Raw genomic sequence first — 16,652 nt, 5'->3', positions numbered from 1 at the left:
ATGCAAGTTTCAAAGGATGAACGTCCATGTGCGGAATTGTCGGCGCGGTAGCGCAACGTAACATTGTCTCGGTGCTGGTCGAAGGTCTGCGCCGGCTCGAGTATCGCGGCTACGACTCGTGCGGCGTGGCCGTTCTGAGCAACGGCGAGCCGCGCCGCGCGCGCAGCGTCGCGCGCGTGTCCGATCTCGATGCGCAAGTGCGCGATTCGAATCTCGGCGGCATGACCGGCATCGCCCACACGCGCTGGGCGACGCACGGCGCACCCGTCACCGACAACGCGCACCCGATCTTCTCGCGCGATACCGTCGCGCTCGTGCACAACGGCATCATCGAGAACTACGAGTCGCTGCGCGAGATGCTGAAGGGCAAGGGCTACGAGTTCGTCTCGCAGACCGATACCGAAGTCATCGCGCATCTGATCCACAGCATGTATCGCGGCGACCTGTTCCAGACCGTGCGCGAGGCGGTGAAGCAACTGCACGGCGCGTATGCGATCGCCGTGATGCACAGGAATCAGCCGCATACGGTCGTGGGCGCGCGCCAGGGTTCGCCGCTCGTCGTCGGCGTGGGCGAGGGCGAGAACTTCCTCGCGTCGGACGCGCTCGCGCTCGCCGGCAGCACCGACCGCTTCGCGTTCCTGGAAGAAGGCGATGTCGTGGAAATCGGCCTCGACGGCGTGAAGATCGTCGATCGCGAAGGGCTGCCCGCCGAGCGCGAAGTGCGTGTGGTCACGGCATACGGCGGCGCGGTGGAGCTCGGGCCGTATCGCCATTTCATGCAGAAGGAAATCTTCGAGCAGCCGCGCGCGATAACCGACACGATCCCGCAAGCCGATCAGTTCGATCCGGGCCTGTTCGGCGAAGGCGCGCGCGACGCGTTCGCGGGCGTCGACAGCCTGCTGATTCTCGCGTGCGGGACGAGCTACTACTCGGGGCTGACGGCGAAGTACTGGCTCGAATCGATCGCGAAGATTCCGACGCAGGTCGAGATCGCGAGCGAATATCGCTATCGCGAGTCGGTGCCGAATCCGAAGGCGCTGGTTGTCACGATCTCGCAATCGGGCGAAACCGCCGATACGCTCGCCGCGCTCAAGCATGCGCAGGCGCTCGGCCACAAGCACACGCTCGCGGTGTGCAACGTCGCGACGAGCGCGATGGTGCGCCAGACCGAGTTCGCGTTCCTGACGCACGCGGGCACGGAAATCGGCGTGGCATCGACGAAGGCCTTCACGACGCAGCTCGTCGGCTTGTTCGTGCTGGCGGTGACGCTCGCGAAGATGCGCGGTCACGTGAATGCGAAGCAGGAAGCCGCGTATTTCACGCAACTGCGGCATTTGCCGGCGGCGTTGAACAGCGTGCTCGCGCTGGAACCGCAGATCATCGCGTGGTCGGAAGAGTTCGCGCGCAAGGAGAACGCGCTGTTCCTCGGTCGCGGGCTGCACTATCCGATCGCGCTCGAAGGCGCGTTGAAGCTCAAGGAAATCTCGTACATCCACGCGGAAGCGTATCCGGCGGGTGAACTCAAGCACGGGCCGCTCGCGCTCGTGACCGAAGCGATGCCGGTGGTGACGGTCGCACCGAACGACGCGCTGCTCGAAAAGCTGAAGTCGAACATGCAGGAAGTACGTGCGCGTGGCGGTGAGCTCTATGTGTTCGCGGATGCGGATACGCGCATCGTCAGCGAGGACGGTATCCATGTGATCCGCATGCCGGAGCACTATGGGGCGCTGTCGCCGATTCTGCACGTCGTGCCCTTGCAGCTGCTCGCGTATCACACGGCGTGTGCGCGTGGGACGGATGTCGATAAGCCGAGAAATCTGGCTAAGTCTGTTACGGTGGAGTGATGGGGGTTTAGTCGTCGGTTTGGGCTACAAGGCTCTTGTCTGCCGCTGAGCCTACCCATCTGCGAGTGCGCAAGCGCTATCGATGTCAAAGGGGCGCTGGATCTTTTCCAGCGCCCTTTTTTTTGCGCGCGACGGGCGATCGTGTGTATCGCTAAATGGCCGCCTCTGAAGGCCACAAGAGGCGCACCGTCCTGCAATCTCGCGAAAAAGCGACCGGCTGCGGTCGAGCGTGCCCTTCTCCACCTGTGGACAACCTTGTTGGCAGTTGACCGAGTTAACTGTTGCGATTTCTGAACAACTCGACGCGTCTCGCAACGGCCCGAAAGTTGTTCCAGGTTCAAGCGAAAACCGGACGCGATATACCGAAGTTGTTTACGCGGTAAGTGCCTGATGCACAACGCACACCAGACGTTATCCACTGAATTGCGCGGTGCTTGTTAACTACTACCACGTAAACATACGAACTCTTCTGTTTACTTAAGCAGCCAGGATGCATCGCTTAAAACATGAGCGTTCACGGCACGCGATACGAAGCTTCAGCTCGCGCCATGCACCTGTCGCAACCGCTCCCGGCTATTGCTCAAATGCATGCGCATCGCGGCGCGCGCATCGTCGGGATCTTGACGCAGGATCGCCTGATAGATCGCCTTGTGCTCGCTGAGCACGTTGCGCAGACGCTCGATCTGATCCAGCTCCGCGATCTCCGCTTTGCCGAGTCTCGTGCGCGGACTGACGGCGCGTCCCATCTGGCTCAGCACGTCATGGAAATAGCGGTTGCCGCTCGCCCGAGCGATCTGCAAATGAAACTCGACGTCGTGTTGCAGCACATCCGTACTTCCGCTCGCCAGTTCTTCCTCGAAGCGTTTGAGCGCGGCGGCAATCAACTTGAGATGCGCCTCCGTGCGACGGCCGGCGGCGAGCGCGGCGGCCGCGCCTTCCAGATCGATGCGAAATTCGATGATCGCCATGATGTCGAGGAGGCTGGACAAATCCGCATCGGCCAGACGAACCGCTTCGCGTTCCTCGGGCGCCCGAATGAACGTGCCTACGCCATGACGCGTTTCGACCACATTCGCCGCCTGCAAGCGCGATACCGCTTCACGCACGACCGATCGGCTCACCGACAGCTGTTTCATCAGCGCGACTTCGGTCGGGATTTTGTCGCCGGGACGGAGGACGCCGCGTTCGATATCCTCGAACAGGCTTGCGACGACTTTTTCGGTGAGGCTGGCCATGGTATTCGTTGCTGATTGATTGTGATTTTCTAAGGGCGATGGTGTTTCGTTGTCGGACGTCTTCGCGTCGCTTGGAAGCGGACGTGCACGAAGCGCCGCGCGGGGCGTGCGGGTGGATGTCCGACAACGCATCTTCCCGCCGCCGAGCGCTCTCGTCAATTTAGCCCTTGATGACGATCGACTCGGCTAGAAATAAGACATCGTATAAGATATCGCAGGCGAACACGTGAGACGAAGCCTGTAATACAAGGCGATCAGGGTTAACGCCGCTGTCGCTCAACCGTAAAATGATTGTACCCTGTGTTAAGACGTCCGATGACTAAGCGTTCCCGGACGTGCCGCTTTCCAATCCGATCGCCGTCGCCACAGGGAGGCATCATGCCGTCTTCGTCACCGTATCAACCGCTGCCCAATTCATTCCGAACGTCGCTGCGTGAACGCAAGAAGCTGATCGGCTGCTGGATGTCGCTTGCCAGTCCGGTCGTCACGGAGCTCGTCGGCGTGGTCGGTTTCGACTGGATGCTGCTCGACGCGGAGCACGCGCCGAATGACGCGCTCACGCTCATCCCGCAATTGATGGCGCTGAAAGACAGCGCGAGCGCGCCCGTCGTGCGCCCGCAGGCGAACGATCCCGTCGCGATCAAGAAGCTGCTCGATGCGGGCTTCGTGAATTTCCTGGTCCCGTTCGTCGACAACGCCGCCGAGGCCGAGCGTGCCGTCGCCGCGACGCGTTATCCTCCTCAGGGCATCCGCGGCGTGTCGGTCGGGCATCGCGGCAATCGCTATGGCACGGTTCCGAACTACTTCCAGGTGGCGAACGACAACATCAGCGTCGCGGTGCAGATCGAAAGCCGCGCGGCGGTCGAAGCAATCGACGAAATCATCGCAGTGGAAGGCGTCGACGCGCTGTTCGTCGGCCCGTCGGATCTTGCGGCGTCGTATGGTCACATCGGCAACGCAAACCATCCGGACGTGCAGGCGGTCATCGCACATGTGTTCGAGCGCGCGCACGCGGCAGGCAAGCCGAGCGGCATTCTCGCGCCCGTGCAGGAAGACGCGGAGCGCTATATCGCGCTGGGCTGCACGCTCGTTGCCGTGTGCGCGGATCTCGGCCTGCTCAGGAACGCCGCGCAGGCCGTCAAAACACACTTCATCCCGGCGTAAGCGCGACACGCGCTATCCTCGACCGGGCAGCCACCGAAATCGACATCAAGGAGCGATACATGCAAAAGGCAGGCTTCATCGGACTGGGCATCATGGGCAATCCCATGGCGGCCAATCTTCTCAAGAACGGCGTTCAGCTCGGGGCATTCACGCGTAGCGGCGTGCCCGCGGACCTGACGGGCGCGGGCGCCACGGCATGCGATTCGCCCGCCGCCGTCGCCGAGAAGGCGGACGTGATCTTCATCATGGTGCCGGATACGCCGGACGTCGAACGCGTGCTGTTCGGCGAGAACGGCGTCGCCAGCAAGCTGAAGAGCGGTCAGGTCGTCGTCGACATGAGCTCGATTTCGCCGATCGCCACGCGCGAGTTCGCGGCGAAAGTGCGCGAGAAGGGCGCCGATTATCTCGACGCGCCCGTGTCCGGCGGCGAAGTCGGCGCGAAGGCCGCTTCGCTCACGATCATGGTCGGCGGCGCGCAGGCCACGTTCGACAAGGTCAAGCCGCTCTTCGACATGATGGGCAAGAACATCTCGCTGATCGGCGAAGTCGGCGCGGGGCAAGTGTGCAAGGTCGCGAATCAGGTGATCGTCGCGGCGACCATCGAGGCGGTCGGCGAGGCATTGCTGCTCGCGTCGAAGGCGGGCGTCGATGCGGAGAAGGTCCGCACCGCGCTGATGGGCGGCTTCGCGTCGTCGCGCATTCTCGAAGTGCACGGCGAGCGCATGACCAAGCGCACCTTCAATCCGGGCTTTCGCATCGAGCTGCATCAGAAGGATTTGAATCTCGCGCTCGCGACGGCGCAAGCGCTCGGCGTCGCACTGCCGAACACGTCGACGTGCATGCAGCTCTTCAACGCGTGCGCCGCGCACGGCGGCAAGGCGTGGGATCACTCGGGCATGGTGCGCGCGCTCGAAATCATGGCCAATCACGAGATCGGTCAGAAAGCGAAGTAATCCGACACGGCCGGCCGCGTGCCGGCAGCATGTTTTCAGCGCCTCTTCTGCGCGCTTCTCGATTCGCGCGAAATGCTCGATCGCGAAGCGCCGCACGTTCTCCGCCGCGGGATTCGTCTGCTCCTCACTCCACGCGAGATCGATGTCCGCGTGCGCATCCGGCGTCCACAGCGGCCGGAACACAACGTCCCTCGAAGCACAAATCCCACGCCGATCGCCACCGATACCACGCGCACGAGCGCGGCGATCGCGTGCGTCTGGTCGATGAAATGCACGCCGCTCGCCGCGAACAATTCCGCGATTCGCTGAACCGCGATGCCATGCACAAAACCGCGCCGCATAACGCCGAGCGCGATCTCGCGCAATGCCAGCGCAACGACACCATCTCCCTTAAGCACGACGCTTTTCATGCGCGGCAAAGCTCGCCGTGACTTGTCCGGTGTCGCCGCGCGCGGCGGTCCGATGACCGTCGCCAATAGTCATCGGACCTCTTAACTCGAACTGGGGCAGACCGGAGGTCGCAAGCGATACGTTGCGCAAACGCCCGTCAGACAAGGCGACACGGGAGAAGGGTAAACACGAGATTGGCGCGATACCACCGTCTCCATACAATGTCATCAGACAACATACCACGCGATCAGTAAAGGAGACACCCTTGAACACAGCCTCCGCCGACTTGCTCGAATCGGCCAGTTCCAAGGTCAAGCGCCACGTGCTGCCCTTGTTTCTCATCATGTTCATCGCGAGCTACATCGACCGGGTGAACGTCGGGTTCGTGAACGCCCACATGCAGGCCGATCTCGGCATCGGCGCGGCCGCGTACGGTCTCGGCAGCGGCTTGTTCTTCGTCGGTTACGCGCTTTTCGAAGTGCCGTCGAATGTGCTGATGCAGAAGTACGGCGCGCGCGCGTGGCTCACGCGGATCATGGGGACGTGGGGCATCGTCGCGGCGGCGATGGCGTTCGTCTGGAACGACACGTCGTTCTACGTGCTGCGCTTTCTGCTGGGCATCGCGGAAGCCGGCTTCTTTCCGGGCGTCGTCTTCTACTTCACGCAATGGCTGCCGCAGAAGGAGCGCGGCAAGGCGGTCGCGATCTTCCTCGGCGGCTCGGCGTTCGCATCGGTGCTGTCGGGTCCGATCACCGGCAGTCTGCTGTCGATCCGCGGTTTCGGCCTGCACGGCTGGCAGTGGATGTTCCTGATCGAAGGCGGCTTCTCCGTGCTGCTGTGCGGCGCAAGCTGGATGCTGCTGAAATCGCGCATCGGCGATGCGCACTGGCTGAGCGCCAGCGAACAACGCGCGCTGCAACAGGCGATCACGACGGAACAAGCCGAGCGCGAGGCCGCGAGCGGCAGCGCGCACGTGTCCGCGATCAAACTGCTGAAAGACCCGCAGATCGTGCTGTTCTGCTTCCTGTACTTCGCGATCCAGCTCACGATCTACGCGGCCACCTTCTGGCTGCCGACGATCATCCGCAAGATGGGCGGCCTCACCGATTTTCAGGTGGGCCTGTTCAACGCGGTGCCGTGGATGATCGCGATGGTCGCGATGTACTGCTTCGCGCTGCTCTCCGCGCGCTGGCGCTTCCAGCAGGCGTGGCTCGCCGTGGCGCTCGTGATCGCGGCGTGCGGCCTGTTCGCATCGACGACCGGCAACGCGGTGCTCTCGTTCGTCGCGATCTGCTTCTCGGCGATCGGCTTCAAGGCAGCGGCATCGCTGTTCTGGCCGATTCCGCAGGGCTACCTCGATGCGCGCGTCGCGGCCGGCGTGATCGCGCTCATCAACTCGGTCGGCAATCTCGGCGGTTTCTTCGCTCCCGCGACCTTCGGCTATCTTCAACAACATACGGGTTCGGTCTCGGGCGGCCTGTACGGCCTCGGCGTCGCGTCGCTGGTCGCGGCCGCAGCAGCCTTCCTCACGCGCAATCGCCGCTCGGATCACCTGCAGGGCGGGCACGCGGTGCATCGCGGCGCGCACTGAACCATTCGCTCAACTCACAGGATTACGCTCATGTCCACGAAAGCCAGTTCCACTCCGACAGTCACCGAATTGCGCGTCGTGCCGGTTGCCGGCCGCGACAGCATGCTCATGAATCTCTCCGGCGCGCACGGCCCGTTCTTCACGCGCAATATCGTGATCCTGAAGGACAGCGCGGGTAACACGGGCGTGGGCGAAGTGCCGGGCGGCGAGGCCATCCGCAAGACGATCGACGATGCGCGCGCGTATGTCGTCGGGCAATCCATCGGCAACATGCAGGCCGTGCTGAACCGGGTGCGCACGGCGTTCGCCGATCGCGACGCGGGCGGGCGCGGATTGCAAACCTTCGACCTGCGCACGACGATCCACGCCGTCACGGCGCTCGAAGCCGCGCTGCTCGACTTGCTCGGCCAGCATCTCGGGGTGCCCGTCGCGGCGCTGCTCGGCGAAGGCCAGCAACGCGATGAAGTCGAAATGCTCGGCTATCTGTTCTACATCGGCGACCGCAACAAGACGGATCTGGCGTACGCATCCGGCGCGGACGGCAAGGACGACTGGGAGCGCCTGCGCACTGAAGTTGCGCTGACGCCCGAAGCGGTCGTGCGCCTCGCGGAAGCGGCGAAGGCACGTTACGGATTCAACGACTTCAAGCTGAAAGGCGGCGTGCTCGCCGGCGACGCGGAAATGGAAGCGGCCACCGCGCTCGCGGAGCGTTTCCCCGAAGCGCGCGTGACGCTCGATCCGAACGGCGCATGGTCGCTCGCCGAAGCGATCCGCCTGTGCCGCGACAAGCACGACGTGCTGGCTTACGCGGAAGATCCGTGCGGCGCGGAGAACGGTTATTCGGGCCGCGAAGTGATGGCCGAATTCCGCCGCGCGACCGGCCTGCCTACCGCGACCAACATGATCGCGACAGACTGGCGCCAGATGGGTCACGCGATCCAGTTGCAATCCGTCGACATTCCGCTCGCCGACCCGCACTTCTGGACGATGCAGGGCTCGGTGCGCGTCGCGCAGATGTGCAACGACTGGGGCCTCACGTGGGGCTCGCACTCGAACAATCACTTCGACGTGTCGCTGGCGATGTTCACGCACGTCGCCGCTGCCGCGCCGGGCAAGATCACGGCCATCGACACGCACTGGATCTGGCAGGACGGCCAGCGTCTCACGCGCGATCCGCTGCAGATCGTCGGCGGCAAGGTGAAGGTGCCCGAAGTGCCGGGCCTCGGCGTCGAGCTGGACATGGACGAAGTGGAGAAGGCGCACGCGCTGTATCAGCAGCACGGCCTCGGCGCGCGCGATGACGGCGTCGCGATGCAGTATCTGATCCCGAACTGGAAGTTCGACAACAAGAAGCCTTGCCTCGTGCGCTGAGGCGCTTCTATTCCTTCAAACGGTCGATGAGCGCGATCGCCGCGGCGGGATTGCGCTCCTTGAACCCGCTGATGACGTAGAGAAACACGTCGCGCGACGCCGCTTTCGGCGCCGCCGCCTTGCCGAACGTCTGCAAGTCGTCCGGCGAGCCGCCCGCGGCCCACGTTTTCGCGCGCTCGGTCCATTGATCGAGCGCCGCTTTCGCATAGCCCTGTGCCTGCTTGTCCGTCGTGCCCATGATGCGCGCATAGACGAACGGTGCGGTCACATCCGCGATCTGCGGATACTTCGAGTCCCCCGCGATCACCACCGCGACGCGATACTTGCGCGCGAGCGCGACGAATGCCGGATCGCAGAAGCTCTCGTGACGGACTTCAATCGCGTGCCGAATCGCGCGTCCTTCGACTTTCGCGGGCAGCAGTTCGAGAAAGCGCTCGAAATCCTCGGGGTCGAACTTCTTGGTCGGCGCGAATTGCCAGTTGATCGGACCGAGCTTGTCCTTCAGTTCGAGCACGCCGCTGCCGAAAAAGCGCTCGATCGTGTCGCCGGCTTCGGCGAGCACACGGCGATTCGTCGCGTAGCGCGGCGCCTTGAGCGAAAACACGAAATCATCGGGTGTTTCGTCGCGCCATTTGATGAACGTCGCGGGCTTCTGCGAACCGTAGAACGTGCCGTTCACTTCGATGCTCGTGAGCGCGCGGCTCGCGTATTCGAGCTCGCGCTTCTGCGCCAGGTCTTCGGGATAAAACGTGCCGCGCCACGGCTCGTATGTCCATCCGCCGACGCCGATGCGGATACGTGCGCTCTTGCCTTTGGAGACGGCCATCGTTACTTGCGCCCGACGAGATACGTTACGCCCTCGGGCCCGTACTGCTCCGCGTGCTCGATGTTCGTCGCGAGATGGAAGATATCGCCCGGGCGATAGGTGTTCGCGACGTCGCCGGTGCGGATCGTGACGTCGCCTTCGAGAATCAGCGCCTTGGCTTCGAACGGATGTGCGTGGACATCGAGTGAGCCGTTCGGCTCGCGCGTCACCGTGACGACTTCGTCGAAACCTTCGCTGGAAAGAAGTGCGAGAAATTCGTCGCGGTGCATGATGCCGTTCCGTGAAAAAAGGGATGGCGCGCCCGCTCGTTTCGAACGGACGCGCGTGGGTCATGCACGGATGCTAACGCAGTTGAAACGGCTTCGTTGCCCGCTCAGTTGCCGAAGAAGATGTTGCATTGCGGCCCGCGCGTGCAGGGCTTCGATGCGGCGCTGTCCATCGTGCCCATCGTGGTGGCGCCCGCCGCGCCGCGCGTCATCGGCGAGCCGCCGTAGGACGTGTCGGCCGGCTGATCCTGCATCGCGCTTTGCTGAGGCGCGCCCGGATCGGTCCAGGTATCGGCGGTGGCCTGTCCAGGCACTTGCGCGGTGCGATAGTAGGTCTGCTGGGCCGAGGCGAGGCCCGCAGTGGCGAGTAACGAGGCGGCGAGCACCGCCATGGCGACACGTGATTTCATGTTGACTCCTTGATCGGAAGGCGCGCTCGCGGCAAGCCGCGCAACGCTGTTCGCTGATTGGGATCGTTGCCCCGCACGGAGCGTGCCACGTGAGCTGCTGGTGCAAAGCGTGGCGCGCCGGCCAGACGGACATCGGCGCCGGTTCCCGGCGTGGCTGCGTTGTGCCGTGGCCGGTTTCCCGAACTTGTTGGTGTGCGATCCACGCATGGCATCTCGCCGATGCGATGCAGACGGAGCGCCGGTGCGCTTGCCGGCGAATGGGACCCGCGGGTCCGCAGAAGACGCATGCCGCGCTGCACCTTTCGTTATAGGCCGCAGATGTCTGAATGAACAGCACAATCGAGTGTGCATCCCGGATACAGGCGCACGCGTGACGCGAGGCTGTCCGTCGCGTCATCGCGGCTTCGGTTTTAGAATGCGAGGCGTGCCATCACGCTCACTCACGAACGCAGGGACATCGCGACAATGACCGTCACCATCTATCACAACCCGAAGTGCGGAACCTCCCGCAACACGCTTGCACTGATCCGCAACGCGGGCATCGAGCCGACTGTGATCGAGTACCTGACGCATCCGCCGAGCCGCGACGCGCTCGTCGCGCTGATCGCGCGCGCGGGTCTTTCGGTGCGCGACGCCCTGCGCGAAAAAGGCACGCCGTATGCCGAGCTCGGCCTCGACGATCCTAGCCTCACCGACGATCAACTCCTCGACGCGATGCTCGCGCATCCGATCCTCATCAACCGGCCATTCGTCGAAACGCCGAAGGGTGCGCGCTTGTGCCGTCCGTCGGAACTGGTGCTCGACATCCTGCCCGAGGCGCAGAAGGGGCCGTTCACGAAGGAGGACGGCGAAGTCGTCATCGACGCTTCCGGCAAGCGCGTGCGCTAGACCACATTCGCAATTGCTGACCGTTACCTGACGTTACCTTTCTGGCAAACCCGTTGCACCTGTATCCGGCATCGCTTCCTAGACTGCACTCACTCACAGAGCACTCGGTGCAAGGAGAAAGCGACATGAAGAAGAAACTTCTCGGAACGGCTATCGGGCTGGCGGGGATCGTGGCCCTTGCAATGTCGGCATCGGCGAATGCGCACGTCGATGTGGCGGTGGGCGTGGGCGTGCCGGTGTACGCGCAGCCCGCGGTGCCGGTCGGCTACTACGGATACGGCTATGGAGACGGCTACCGTCGCGATGACTGGCGCGAGCGCGAATGGCGCCGTCACGAATGGCGCGAGCGCCGCTGGCATCACGAGATGCGTCGCGAGGAGCGCTGGCGCGAGCGTCATGGTTGGTAAGGCGCGGGGAATCGCGTGATCGAACGCGGCGGGCCGCAAGGCTGCGCCGCGTTTTTGCTTTCTAGGTGCGACGGCGCGCCGCACGTCCGGCCTTCAAGGTGCGCCCGTTCGTGCCGTAAACGCGTGGGCAATGTCGGATACTCGTGCTTCTTTTCGCCGCGCATCCTCTCACCGAAAACACCGCCTTCCTTCAGCACGAGCGATATCCCCGCCCACTTTTTCAGCGATGTTCAGTCCCGTCAGCATTCTCGTCGTCACCGCGCTATCGAGCATTCTCTCGATACTGGTGCTGATTTCGCTGCTCTCGCATGCGATCGCGGGCGTGCGGCGCTGGCTTCTGGCGAACGTCATCGCAATCGTCTCGCTCGTGCTCTTCGCCATGCAGAACGTCGCGCCTGCGTGGCTCGGCATCGTCGCGGCGAACCAGTTGCTCGCCGCGACGATCCTGCTCATCTACGAAGGCTGCAACGATTTCTTCGATGTGCGCATGCGTCCCGCGCAGCGCTGGACGGGCTGGATCATGTGGCTCGGCGTGATGGCGGGCATCGCGTACTTCACCTATGTCGTGCCCGATGTGCACGTGCGCGTGGTGATCGTGTCGGCGTTTCATGCCGCCTGCGATCTCGCGATTGCCGGCCGCGTGCTGCTGGAGCGTCCGAAAGAGCGGCCGCGCTACAACTATCTGTTCGTCGCGGGCGCCGCCGCGCTCGGCGCGCTCGGCCATACGGTGCGCGGCGCGATCTACGCCGTGAAGCCGCCCGCGCAGACCGCGCTGCTGCAGCCCGGGCCGATGCAGATCACGTTCCTCGCGCTCGGCATTCTCGTGCTGCCGTCGCTGTGCATCGGCCTCGTGATGATGGCGCACGACCGGCTCGCGCAACGGCTCGAACGCCTCGCGCGCATCGACGACCTCACCGGCGCGCTGTCGAGAAAAGCCTTCCTGGCCTCGGCGGCAGAGAGTCTCGCGCGTGCCGGGCAGGGCGGACATGACGGCTGTTGCGAGTACGTCGCGGTCGTCGACATCGATCACTTCAAGAGCGTCAACGACCGCTACGGTCACGCGGCGGGTGACGAAGTGCTGCGTCATTTTTCGTCGATCGTGCGGGCGCGCATGCGCAATGGCGATTCATTCGGGCGCATCGGCGGCGAGGAGTTTTGTCTTTTTTGCACGGCCGAGCATATCGAGGATGTCACCGCGCTCGTCGAGCGTCTGCGCAGAACGGTCGAAGCGACGCCGTGCGAGGTGCCAGGCGGCGTGCTGCATTACACCTTCAGCGCGGGCATCGCGATGTGGGACGGCCGCGAGCCGCTCGCGTCGATGATGGCGCGCGCCGACGGCCTGCTCTATGCCGCGAAGATGGCGGGCCGCAATCGCGTGAAGGCGCCCGTCGCCGGGGCGCTCGTTTAAATTTCTTCGACTTCGCCGTACTTTTCGCGCTCGTCTTCCGGCTTGTTCATCCAGCGCCGCAGAAGCCGCTTCTCGACGACGCGCCCGATCGTCATGAGCGCGATCATCAGAATCATCGCGATGAACGCGACGCTCCACACGCCCAGCCCGCAGACGATGCCGACGGCCGCCGTCACCCAGATCGACGCCGCCGTGGTCAGCCCGCGCACGCGGTTCTCGCGCGGATTCTGCAGGATCACGCCCGCGCCGAGAAAGCCGACGCCGGTCACGATGCCCTGCACGGCGCGGGAGACGCCGGCATCGTCGGAGGGCGTCATCGAGAAACCTTGCGCGCACATTGTCGCGATGCACGCGCCGAGCGACACGAGCCCGAGCGTCTTCATGCCGGTCGGTTTGCCGTGCAGATCGCGGTCGATGCCGATGATGCAGCCGATCAGCATCGCGGCCAGCATGCGCAAGACAGCGTCGGCGAGAACGGGGTAGGGAAGCATCGGGTGTGAGAAGGTAACCGTAAGCCGCATCATCTTCGCACGGGCCGAAACACGCGCGCAATTTTGGCGCGCTAACGTGCCGGTTTCGGACGATACGAAATCAAAACGAGGAGAGGATGTGAGCCAGTTGCCCAAATTCACGATGGTCGATGCCGCGCCGACGCCCGTCGGCCCTTTCTCGCACGCGGCGGAAGCTGACGGCTGGGTGTTCCTCACCGGTCAGATGCCGACCGATCCGAGCGACGACGGCGCGCCGCTGCCCGAAGGCGTCGCCGCGCAGACGCGCCGCGTGATGGATAACCTGATTCTCGTGCTGAACGGCGTGGGGCTGACGCTCGACAACGTGGTCAGCGTGCGGATCTTCCTGACCGAGTTCAAGCGCGACTACGACGCGATGAACGCCGTGTATCGGTCGTACTTCCTGCCGAAGCCGCTGCCGGCGCGCACGTGCATCGGCGTGACGGGCCTTGCGCGCGATGCGCTCGTCGAGATCGATTTCGTCGCCAAACGTCCGTAGGCGATTTCATTTGCGCTTCGACGCATCGACCCAGCGGAAGGTGAGATTGATGCGCTCGCCGCGCGCGCCCGGCTCCTTCGGCACGCGATGCACCCATTCCTGCTGCGTGCGTCCGCGCATCACGAGCAGGCTGCCGTGCGTGAGCGCGAGCGTGTGCGTGGTGTGCGTGCGCGCGTGACGGAACTCGAACGTGCGCGTCGCGCCCAGACTCACCGATGCGATCACCGGCTCGGGGCCGAGTTCGCGTTCCTTGTCGGCATGCCAGCCCATGCTGTCGAGCCCGCCGCGATAGCGATTCAGCAGCACGCTGTTGAAGCGCGCACCGCACGCGGTTTCGGCGCGCTCGCGCAGGTTCGCGACCGCGGGCGTCCACGGCTGCGGCAGGTTGCGGATGCCCGAATAGACATACACCGCGTCCGGCTCGCCTTGCCACGCGGTCAGACGCGGCAGCGGCACTCGGCCGCCGGGCGTCGTCATCGTGTCCTGCTGCCAGCCGACTTCCGCGATGAGCGCGCCCATCAGATCGGAGGCTTCGTCGGCGTCGATCCAATCCGGATGCCACACGATGTCGGGCTTGGGAATGTCGTCGAAAAGATCGAACATGGCGGCGGTGCGGGAACGGCGGCGGATGAAGTATTCACGATAGCAGAGCCTTCGCGCGCCGTATTGCGGGTTCATTATCTTGAACGCGGACACGCTGTGCTACATTTCCCGAATCATCTCAATAAAGTCGGGCGCGGGTCGGAAATACCGGTTTCGCGCGGCGACGACTCACGGGGAAATGCATGAACACCACCGCCGAAGCAAGCGGCGGCGCGGCGCAAGGCCGCCGCGTTCTGCTCGTCGACGACAGCGACGATGCGGCGCTTGCCATGTCGATGCTGCTCGAAGCGCTCGGCCACGAAGTGCGTACGGAGCATGACGGCCCGCGCGCGCTCGCATCGATCGATGATTTCAAACCCGATGTGGTCGTGCTCGATATCGGCTTGCCGGGCATGAGCGGATTCGACGTCGCGCGCGAAATGAGAAAGCGCGACGCGACCAAAAGTGTGTTGCTGCTCGCGCTGACGGGCTGGGGCAGCGAGGCCGACCGTCAGAGCGCGCTCGACGCGGGCTTCGATCATCATCTGACGAAGCCCGTCGCCATCGACGCGCTGGAAGCGCTGCTCGCCGGACCGCGAGCGTAAGTCCCTTATTCCACGCGCAGCCGCGCCATGTACGGCAGGTGATCCGAGAGCCACGCCGTGTCCTGCGTCGGCACAAGCCATTCGACCGGTTTCAGTCCGCGCACGAACATTTTGTCGAGCGCGAGCGCAGGCGAAAACGCCGGGAACGTGCGGCCGGATTCGCCGAGCATCGTCGCCACTTCGTGCATGCCGAGTTCACCGAAAAGCGGCACGGAGTCGTTGCGCCAGTCGTTGAAATCGCCCGCGAGCATGAGCGGACCTTCGGGCGCTTCCTTCGCGATCCAGTGGGCGATCCAGTTCATCTGACGCAGCCGCGCCTGACGCGTCAGCGCGAGATGCGCGCACAGCAGCGTGATCGCCTGACCGGCGAACGTCGCGCGCGCGACCAGTAGCCCACGCTTTTCGAAACGATGCGCGGAGATGTCCCAGCGCCCGGAGAGATCGAGCGGATGCGGCGAAAGAATCGCGTTGCCGTGCCGCCACGATGGCTTGAACACGTTCGGCCCGAGCGCGATCTGCAACTCGAGCGCAGTCGCGATCTCGGTCGCCTGGCAATGCCAGACATCGTCGAGCGGCGCATTGAGCGGATTGCCGAAGCCGCTGGCGAGCACGGGCTGCGGCATGCGCCGCGCCATCGCTTCCTGGAGAAAATAGACGTCGGCGTTGGTGGTCTGAACCCACCGCTGCATCGCTGTCCAGGCGCGCAAGCCGAGGGGCGAACGGCCCTTGTGCAGATTCCAGCTCACCGCCGTGAAATCCGGCGTGGCCGAATGAGCGGACGGACCTGGCGGAAGATGTTCTGGGTTTCGCATGCGTTCTTTGATCTTGAGCGGCGGCTTTCTGGAGTCTATGTCACCGAGGTTGTCATTGCGCCGCCGTCGATGAACCCAGGCTCGCGCGCACCCGATAAGCGAGCGACGGGTTGCTGTCGATGAGCTGCCATTGCCCCCATTCGCCCGGCTTGAGCACGAGGCCCGGATGCGACCCGCTCACCTGGCGCGGCACCGGCGGCAGCTTGCAGCCGGACGGCGACACGCGCGTGCTGTCGTCCTGCAAGGTTTCCTGCGCATCGATAGCGAGCGTGACGTCGTCGGCGCTCGCATGGGTCGGTGAGACGGTGATCGTGCGTTGCAGGTCGATATCGCCCGCAGGCTGATCCGCGCAGCCTACGTTGTTTCGCACCTTGTTGTGATGCGTATCCGTGCGCGCCTGGCCGACGTTCGTCGTGCCAGAAAACGAATCGATCTGTTGACCGTCGCGCACGACCTGCAATTCCCACGTCACCGGCTGCGTCGCCGTGGTTTGCGCGTGCGCGCCGAGCGCGGCGAGACAGGCGCCCGTCACGAGCGCGGTCTTCAGAAAGGCGGTGCGTAGCGTTTTATGCATTGAAAGCGACTCCTGCGCGTGGACGGTTCGGATGGCGGCGCGCTTTGGCGAGCGGCCGCTGGATCGGCGATCCTCGGCGACTTCCTTGTGACATGGCGGCGCGGGCCGGGTTCAGCCTGCCCGCTGAAATACACGAATGCACGATGGAGGGCAGAGCAGATTTCGAACCCGCCCGGCAGTTCGATCCCGACGATGATACTAGCGCGCGCCGATCGCGGCTTTATCGAGCAAAACGGGCGTCCTGATTAGCAGCACACGTGTGCGACTGCTCGCTTGCGCGGGGTTTTGGCGCCGATACACTGGACTCGTCGACCATAA

General features: G+C 64.2%; 18 protein-coding genes. 10 read left to right on the top strand and 8 right to left on the bottom strand.

Annotated features, from left to right (window positions below; translation table 11 throughout):
- Positions 1 to 26: 26 nt before the first annotated feature.
- Entirely contained in the window at positions 27 to 1,844 is a 1,818-nt protein-coding gene (gene glmS, locus NCR38_RS12790; protein ID WP_061120287.1) for a glutamine--fructose-6-phosphate transaminase (isomerizing), read from the top strand.
- Positions 1,845 to 2,380: 536 nt separating this feature from the next.
- Here the strand turns inward: glmS and NCR38_RS12785 are convergent.
- The gene (locus NCR38_RS12785; protein ID WP_061120288.1) at positions 2,381 to 3,079 is read right to left on the bottom strand and encodes a FadR/GntR family transcriptional regulator; all 699 of its coding nucleotides are present in this window, start codon (positions 3,077 to 3,079) and stop codon (positions 2,381 to 2,383) included.
- 378 nt (positions 3,080 to 3,457) lie between these two features.
- Here NCR38_RS12785 and garL point away from each other — a divergent pair, with 378 nt between their 5' ends.
- The 4 genes from garL to gudD all read left to right on the top strand — a co-directional run bounded on the left by garL (position 3,458) and on the right by gudD (position 8,548).
- Positions 3,458 to 4,243, top strand: coding sequence for a 2-dehydro-3-deoxyglucarate aldolase (gene garL, locus NCR38_RS12780; protein ID WP_250477185.1), 786 nt, complete (start codon positions 3,458 to 3,460; stop codon positions 4,241 to 4,243).
- Between the two features lie 44 nt (positions 4,244 to 4,287).
- Positions 4,288 to 5,196 carry a 2-hydroxy-3-oxopropionate reductase gene (locus NCR38_RS12775; protein WP_409241429.1) on the top strand — a complete coding sequence of 303 codons (909 nt, stop codon included), beginning with the start codon at positions 4,288 to 4,290 and terminating at the stop codon, positions 5,194 to 5,196.
- A 733-nt stretch (positions 5,197 to 5,929) separates the two neighbouring features.
- Entirely contained in the window at positions 5,930 to 7,177 is a 1,248-nt protein-coding gene (locus NCR38_RS12770) for an MFS transporter (RefSeq protein WP_250477208.1), read from the top strand.
- A gap of 30 nt (positions 7,178 to 7,207) precedes the next feature.
- A complete protein-coding gene (gudD, locus tag NCR38_RS12765) occupies positions 7,208 to 8,548 on the top strand; it encodes a glucarate dehydratase (RefSeq protein ID WP_250477184.1) in 1,341 nt (446 codons plus the stop codon).
- A 7-nt stretch (positions 8,549 to 8,555) separates the two neighbouring features.
- Here gudD and NCR38_RS12760 read toward each other — a convergent pair whose 3' ends face one another.
- From NCR38_RS12760 to NCR38_RS12750, 3 genes are all read right to left on the bottom strand, one after another.
- Positions 8,556 to 9,374, bottom strand: a complete 819-nt coding sequence (locus NCR38_RS12760; RefSeq protein WP_250477183.1) for a DUF72 domain-containing protein — start codon at positions 9,372 to 9,374, stop codon at positions 8,556 to 8,558.
- Positions 9,375 to 9,376: 2 nt separating this feature from the next.
- A complete protein-coding gene (locus tag NCR38_RS12755) occupies positions 9,377 to 9,643 on the bottom strand; it encodes a cupin domain-containing protein (RefSeq protein WP_061120295.1) in 267 nt (88 codons plus the stop codon).
- Between the two features lie 104 nt (positions 9,644 to 9,747).
- The gene (locus tag NCR38_RS12750; protein ID WP_143756388.1) at positions 9,748 to 10,050 is read right to left on the bottom strand and encodes a hypothetical protein; all 303 of its coding nucleotides are present in this window, start codon (positions 10,048 to 10,050) and stop codon (positions 9,748 to 9,750) included.
- Between the two features lie 465 nt (positions 10,051 to 10,515).
- Between NCR38_RS12750 and arsC the strand changes: the two genes are divergently transcribed.
- The 3 genes from arsC to NCR38_RS12735 all read left to right on the top strand — a co-directional run bounded on the left by arsC (position 10,516) and on the right by NCR38_RS12735 (position 12,753).
- Complete coding sequence (arsC, locus tag NCR38_RS12745; RefSeq protein ID WP_061120297.1) at positions 10,516 to 10,938, top strand: arsenate reductase (glutaredoxin); 423 nt, start codon at positions 10,516 to 10,518, stop codon at positions 10,936 to 10,938.
- A 125-nt stretch (positions 10,939 to 11,063) separates the two neighbouring features.
- A complete protein-coding gene (locus tag NCR38_RS12740; protein ID WP_061120329.1) occupies positions 11,064 to 11,345 on the top strand; it encodes a hypothetical protein in 282 nt (93 codons plus the stop codon).
- A gap of 226 nt (positions 11,346 to 11,571) precedes the next feature.
- Positions 11,572 to 12,753 carry a GGDEF domain-containing protein gene (locus tag NCR38_RS12735; protein ID WP_250477182.1) on the top strand — a complete coding sequence of 394 codons (1,182 nt, stop codon included), beginning with the start codon at positions 11,572 to 11,574 and terminating at the stop codon, positions 12,751 to 12,753.
- Here the strand turns inward: NCR38_RS12735 and NCR38_RS12730 are convergent.
- Positions 12,750 to 13,244: an MgtC/SapB family protein gene (locus NCR38_RS12730; RefSeq protein ID WP_061120299.1), complete on the bottom strand. Its 495-nt coding sequence runs from the start codon at positions 13,242 to 13,244 to the stop codon at positions 12,750 to 12,752. The two genes, NCR38_RS12735 and NCR38_RS12730, sit on opposite strands and share 4 nt — an antisense overlap.
- Before the next feature lie 118 nt (positions 13,245 to 13,362).
- Here NCR38_RS12730 and NCR38_RS12725 point away from each other — a divergent pair, with 118 nt between their 5' ends.
- Positions 13,363 to 13,761 carry a RidA family protein gene (locus tag NCR38_RS12725; RefSeq protein ID WP_061120300.1) on the top strand — a complete coding sequence of 133 codons (399 nt, stop codon included), beginning with the start codon at positions 13,363 to 13,365 and terminating at the stop codon, positions 13,759 to 13,761.
- Positions 13,762 to 13,767: 6 nt separating this feature from the next.
- On the opposite strand, the gene NCR38_RS12720 is transcribed toward NCR38_RS12725, so the two are convergent.
- Positions 13,768 to 14,364 carry an alpha-ketoglutarate-dependent dioxygenase AlkB gene (locus NCR38_RS12720; protein ID WP_061120330.1) on the bottom strand — a complete coding sequence of 199 codons (597 nt, stop codon included), beginning with the start codon at positions 14,362 to 14,364 and terminating at the stop codon, positions 13,768 to 13,770.
- 182 nt (positions 14,365 to 14,546) lie between these two features.
- Between NCR38_RS12720 and NCR38_RS12715 the strand changes: the two genes are divergently transcribed.
- Positions 14,547 to 14,948 carry a response regulator gene (locus NCR38_RS12715; RefSeq protein WP_061120301.1) on the top strand — a complete coding sequence of 134 codons (402 nt, stop codon included), beginning with the start codon at positions 14,547 to 14,549 and terminating at the stop codon, positions 14,946 to 14,948.
- A gap of 5 nt (positions 14,949 to 14,953) precedes the next feature.
- Here the strand turns inward: NCR38_RS12715 and NCR38_RS12710 are convergent, their stop codons facing one another.
- On the bottom strand, positions 14,954 to 15,760 hold the full coding sequence (locus NCR38_RS12710) for an endonuclease/exonuclease/phosphatase family protein (RefSeq protein WP_061120302.1): 807 nt from the start codon (positions 15,758 to 15,760) through the stop codon (positions 14,954 to 14,956).
- A 52-nt stretch (positions 15,761 to 15,812) separates the two neighbouring features.
- A complete protein-coding gene (locus NCR38_RS12705; RefSeq protein ID WP_061120303.1) occupies positions 15,813 to 16,334 on the bottom strand; it encodes a hypothetical protein in 522 nt (173 codons plus the stop codon).
- Between the last annotated feature and the right edge of the window lie 318 nt (positions 16,335 to 16,652).

Origin of the sequence: Caballeronia sp. INML1 (genome assembly GCF_023631085.1) — a bacterium.
Classification (GTDB): Bacteria; Pseudomonadota; Gammaproteobacteria; order Burkholderiales; family Burkholderiaceae; genus Caballeronia; species Caballeronia turbans.
Note: the sequence above shows the minus strand (reverse complement) of the source record. Positions and strands in the feature narration are given on the sequence as shown.

Excerpts from the sequence above, each read along its gene's own strand:
- glmS (WP_061120287.1), top strand. The coding sequence starts at position 27 with ATGTGCGGAATTGTCGGCGCGGTAGCGCAACGTAACATTGTCTCGGTG.
- NCR38_RS12785 (WP_061120288.1), bottom strand. The coding sequence starts at position 3,079 with ATGGCCAGCCTCACCGAAAAAGTCGTCGCAAGCCTGTTCGAGGATATC.
- garL (WP_250477185.1), top strand. The coding sequence starts at position 3,458 with ATGCCGTCTTCGTCACCGTATCAACCGCTGCCCAATTCATTCCGAACG.
- NCR38_RS12770 (WP_250477208.1), top strand. The coding sequence starts at position 5,930 with ATGTTCATCGCGAGCTACATCGACCGGGTGAACGTCGGGTTCGTGAAC.
- gudD (WP_250477184.1), top strand. The coding sequence starts at position 7,208 with ATGTCCACGAAAGCCAGTTCCACTCCGACAGTCACCGAATTGCGCGTC.
- NCR38_RS12760 (WP_250477183.1), bottom strand. The coding sequence starts at position 9,374 with ATGGCCGTCTCCAAAGGCAAGAGCGCACGTATCCGCATCGGCGTCGGC.
- NCR38_RS12755 (WP_061120295.1), bottom strand. The coding sequence starts at position 9,643 with ATGCACCGCGACGAATTTCTCGCACTTCTTTCCAGCGAAGGTTTCGAC.
- NCR38_RS12750 (WP_143756388.1), bottom strand. The coding sequence starts at position 10,050 with ATGAAATCACGTGTCGCCATGGCGGTGCTCGCCGCCTCGTTACTCGCC.
- arsC (WP_061120297.1), top strand. The coding sequence starts at position 10,516 with ATGACCGTCACCATCTATCACAACCCGAAGTGCGGAACCTCCCGCAAC.
- NCR38_RS12740 (WP_061120329.1), top strand. The coding sequence starts at position 11,064 with ATGAAGAAGAAACTTCTCGGAACGGCTATCGGGCTGGCGGGGATCGTG.
- NCR38_RS12735 (WP_250477182.1), top strand. The coding sequence starts at position 11,572 with ATGTTCAGTCCCGTCAGCATTCTCGTCGTCACCGCGCTATCGAGCATT.
- NCR38_RS12730 (WP_061120299.1), bottom strand. The coding sequence starts at position 13,244 with ATGCTTCCCTACCCCGTTCTCGCCGACGCTGTCTTGCGCATGCTGGCC.
- NCR38_RS12720 (WP_061120330.1), bottom strand. The coding sequence starts at position 14,364 with ATGTTCGATCTTTTCGACGACATTCCCAAGCCCGACATCGTGTGGCAT.
- NCR38_RS12715 (WP_061120301.1), top strand. The coding sequence starts at position 14,547 with ATGAACACCACCGCCGAAGCAAGCGGCGGCGCGGCGCAAGGCCGCCGC.
- NCR38_RS12710 (WP_061120302.1), bottom strand. The coding sequence starts at position 15,760 with ATGCGAAACCCAGAACATCTTCCGCCAGGTCCGTCCGCTCATTCGGCC.
- NCR38_RS12705 (WP_061120303.1), bottom strand. The coding sequence starts at position 16,334 with ATGCATAAAACGCTACGCACCGCCTTTCTGAAGACCGCGCTCGTGACG.